General features: G+C 58.3%; 1 protein-coding gene. It reads left to right on the top strand.

Annotation, left to right across the window (positions count from 1 at the left end; all coding sequences use genetic code 11):
• On the top strand, positions 1–209 hold a 209-nt coding region (locus AACY52_RS32020; protein ID WP_339421446.1), incomplete at its 5' end, for a transposase domain-containing protein.
• Positions 210–254 lie beyond the last annotated feature (45 nt).

Below are 254 nucleotides of genomic sequence, written 5' to 3'. Positions count from 1 at the left end.
TAGGGCGCAAGGCATGGCTGTTCAGCGATACGCCCAAAGGCGCCACCGCCAGTGCGCAGATCTATAGCTTGGTCGAGACCGCCAAGGTCAACGGCCAGGAGCCCTATACGTGGCTGCGCCACGTACTTGAGCGGTTGCCGCATGCATCCACGGCAGAAGACTACGAAGCGTTGTTACCGTGGAACTGCTCACCGGAAATGCCACGGTAAACGGAAACCGTACCTGATTGTAGGTGTGCTTGGTGGATCGCTTAC

Origin of the sequence: Pseudomonas sp. EA_65y_Pfl1_P113 (assembly GCF_963970525.1) — a bacterium.
GTDB classification, from domain to species: Bacteria; Pseudomonadota; Gammaproteobacteria; order Pseudomonadales; family Pseudomonadaceae; genus Aquipseudomonas; species Aquipseudomonas tritici.
This window is presented reverse-complemented; position numbering and strand designations above follow the sequence as displayed.